The organism is Candidatus Hydrogenedentota bacterium (genome assembly GCA_018005585.1).
In the GTDB taxonomy this organism is placed as follows: domain Bacteria; phylum Hydrogenedentota; class Hydrogenedentia; order Hydrogenedentales; family JAGMZX01; genus JAGMZX01.
On sequence record JAGMZX010000276.1, the window covers coordinates 1 to 3423 of the forward strand.

The 3423-nt window shown below is 62.5% G+C and carries 4 protein-coding genes; 3 read left to right on the plus strand and 1 reads right to left on the minus strand.

Annotation, left to right across the window (positions count from 1 at the left end; genetic code table 11):
- Positions 1–4 precede the first annotated feature (4 nt).
- From KA184_23665 to KA184_23675, 3 genes are all read left to right on the plus strand, one after another.
- Complete coding sequence (locus tag KA184_23665) at positions 5–562, plus strand: YihA family ribosome biogenesis GTP-binding protein (GenBank protein MBP8132589.1); 558 nt, start codon at positions 5–7, stop codon at positions 560–562.
- A 437-nt stretch (positions 563–999) separates the two neighbouring features.
- A complete protein-coding gene (locus KA184_23670; protein ID MBP8132590.1) occupies positions 1000–1452 on the plus strand; it encodes a lecithin retinol acyltransferase family protein in 453 nt (150 codons plus the stop codon).
- Positions 1453–1473: 21 nt separating this feature from the next.
- Entirely contained in the window at positions 1474–1941 is a 468-nt protein-coding gene (locus tag KA184_23675) for a TerB family tellurite resistance protein (protein ID MBP8132591.1), read from the plus strand.
- Here the strand turns inward: KA184_23675 and KA184_23680 are convergent.
- The coding region (locus tag KA184_23680) for a gamma-glutamyltransferase family protein (GenBank protein ID MBP8132592.1) at positions 1890–3423 on the minus strand (1534 nt) is incomplete at its 5' end. The genes KA184_23675 and KA184_23680 overlap by 52 nt on opposite strands.

The window sequence follows — 3423 nt, forward strand, 5'->3', positions numbered from 1 at the left end:
CGCGTTGCGTCCGGAGGAGTACCCGCGCGACGGGCACCCCGAGATAGCGTTCGTCGGGCGGTCGAACGTGGGCAAATCGACCCTGCTGAATGCGCTCCTGAACCGCAGGGGCATCGCGAGAACCAGCAGCACGCCCGGCAAGACGCAGACCATCAACTTTTTCGACATCAACGGCAAGTTCTATTTTGTCGACTTGCCGGGATACGGGTTCGCGAAAGTGCCCAGGCAACTAAAGGAACACTGGCTTCGCGTCATGACCCAGTATCTCCTCGAACGCGCTGCGCTCCGGCTTGTGGTCGCGCTGGTAGACGCGCGCCATGAGGTCTCCCCGAAGGACGCAGACGTGCTTCACCTGCTCGAGGACGCGGAACGGCCCACGCTTGTGGTCGCTACAAAAATCGACAAGCTCAAGCGCGGTCAGCGCAAGCGGCATCTCGACCGTATTCGCGCCGGGCTCGGGCTAGACCAGGATGCGATGGTCGTGCCGTTCTCCGGGGTCACGCGAGAGGGCGCGCCCCAGCTCTGGCGTGTCATCGATACCTTACTTTCGCCCGGTTCGTAGTGGTCCCGCGCCTTGGGACCCTGCGTAAGGAACTGCAAATACTATGAAAGGCAACAAGATGGGTTGGAACAGTAGAGGCATTCAGACGACATAAACGAATGGGAACACAATAACCAGAGACAAGACAGGTTTTTAACCGAAGTACTGCTCAGATGTGAGTAGGTTGTTTTTCGGCGCGGGGAGCGTAGCCGGTTTCACCCACGCCCATTACGAAATCGGGCATAATCACGATGGTGTACAACCTTCTCAGGATATTTCTGAGTCTGGTCATCGCTAATCGGTCCTTTCCCTCAATAACCGCTTCCGAATCAATTATAACATGAAATTCAGAGCATTGCACATACCGCTCCATACGGGCTCTTTCTGGTTTACTTTTGCGCGGGATTGCGCTATGTTCTGATACACGGTGCATAGCACGAAAACGCGAGGTACTTCCCGTGGCAAGGGGCGACCATCTGCGCGTGAAACGGATGCGCGGCTTGTATACGCATCACGGTATCGATATGGGCGATGGCACGGTGGTGCATCTGTCCGGCGAGCCGTTGCGCTGGCGCGATGCGCGCGTGTGCCGGACGCCGCTGGAGGAGTTCCTCAAGGGGTGTGAAGCGCAGGTCGTGCAGCACGGGGACGGCGGCCGCGGCCCGGACGAAGTGGCTCGCACGGCGTTGGCTCATGTGGGTGAAGGGGGGTATGATGTGTGGCGCAACAATTGCGAACATTTCGCGACCTATTGCGCGACGGGCCGGCGCTGGAGCCGTCAGGTCGTGGTGGTGAAACGGGTGGCGCAGGTGGCGGCGGGGGTGACGGCCGCGGCCGTCATTGTAACGGGAACGGTGGTCTTGGCGGCGCGCCGCTATCGCAGAGGCGGTCAGGCACCGCGGGCCGGCTGAACGCAAAGGAAGGATGCAGCCATGCTTGCCAAGTTGACACGAGAGCAGCGCAAGGCGCTGATGGAGTTGCTGATACATCTGGCCCGGTCCGACGGGCGGGTGGACGACGTGGAGAAGAACCTCCTGTACCAGTACGCGCATTTGAACGGCGTTGAATCGTGCGAGCTGCGCAACGACCGCAAGCTCGAAGAACTCGTGGCGCCGTTCGAATCGGCCGCGAGCCGGGTCGTGGTCATATCGGAACTGCTCCGCCTGCGTCACGCCCACGCATTCTTCGCGGCAGAAGAGACCTCCGCCATCGTCGACGCGGCCGCCGTGCTGGGCGTGCCGATGGACCTGCTGCCGCGCATCGAAGAGTGGGTCATGGATGACCTCGAACTCGCCGATCGCGCCGAGGAGTTGCTTGCCGAGGCCGAGGCCGTGGTGCACGTGGACCCTCAGAACCCGATGGCCGCGCCGTCCTTGCGCGGGTCTGAGCCCCCGAAGTAGCGCAGCGGACCGTCCGCGCGCTGGATGCCCTGGTACCCGCCGAACGCGCCTGTCCCTTTTTTGATGCGGTGGCCGAACGCGGCGAGGCCCGCGCGCGTGGCATCGGGGATTCCGTCCTCCAACCCGACGATGCCGCCGCCGCGTTTCATGGCCTCGCCGGTGGGGGAAGAACTACCGTCGTGCTCGACTCGGGGCTGTTCGCCGGCTCGTTGCGGCGACATGCGGTAATCAGCCCAGTTCATGAGCACCTGCGCATGCCCCTGCGGCTGGAAGTCGCCTCCCATGACCCCGAACGCGAATACCGGCGCGCCGTCGTACGTCACGAATGCAGGGATAATCGTGTGAAATGGGCGCTTGTGCGGTTCGAGACGATTCCGATGGGCGGGGTCGAGCGCAAAAAGCTCGCCGCGATTCTGCAGAGCGAATCCGAGGCGGTCCGGCACGAAATGCGAACCCCAGCCGTGGTAGATGCTCTGAATTAACGAGACCATGTTGCCATCGCGGTCTGCCGTGGCGAGATAGACCGTGTCCCCGCCTTTTTCCAGCGTTCCCGCCGCGATGTCTTGCGCGGCGTGGCGCGGGTCGATGAGATTGGCCCGTTGCCGCGCATATTCCTTCGAAATCAGCCAAGAAACGGGAACATCGGCCATTGCGGGGTCTGCGTAGTATACGCCCCGGTCTTCATAAGCGAGTTTCTTGGCTTCAAGGAACAGATGCAATTGCTCCGGCGAGTTAGGGGGGAGGGAGGCGATGTCAAAGGTTTCGAGCATGTTCATGATCTGTAACACCGCGATGCCCTGGCCGTTCGGCGGCAGTTCCCAGATGTCATATCCGCGATAGTTCGCACTGACCGGGTCCGCCCATTCCGCCGTGTGCTCCTCGAAATCGCGTTTCGCGAAACGGCCGCCGGCCTGTTCTGAAAACGCTACAATGCGGTCGGCGACTTCGCCGTGATAGAAGGCGTCGAGGCCATCGCGCAGCAGGATTTCGTAGAAGGCCGCGAGTTGCGGGTTCCGGGCGATGTCGCCAAAATTGCGCGATCTTCCGTCCGGTGTGAACGTTTCGGCGAGTGTGGGGTGTTGGCGGGCGTCGATGCGCCACCCGAACGCGATCACGGGGGAAACGGGAAAGCCTTCGCGGGCGTAATGAATGACCGGCGCGAGGATTTGGCCGAGACTCAGACGGCCGAAACGTTCGTGCAGGGCCTTCCATCCGCTGATGCAACCGGGGACGCTCCAGGCCAGCGGCGAGTATGGCGGGATCGCGGTCAGGCCCAGACCCCGCGCGCCGGCGAGGTCCCACGCGTAGGGAGACCGTCCGCTCGCGTTGAGACCGTGCAGTTTCCGGTCCTTCTCGCACCACACGATGGCGAACAGGTCGCCGCCGGGCCCGCAGCTCATGGGCTCGACAAGGCTGAGCATGGCGTTGGCGGCCATGGCCGCATCGACTGCATTGCCGCCCGCCTTGAGCATGTCCACGGCG

What these genes read in the sequence shown, in the direction of transcription:
- KA184_23675 (MBP8132591.1), top strand. Translation starts at nt 1,474, where the DNA reads ATGCTTGCCAAGTTGACACGAGAGCAGCGCAAGGCGCTGATGGAGTTG.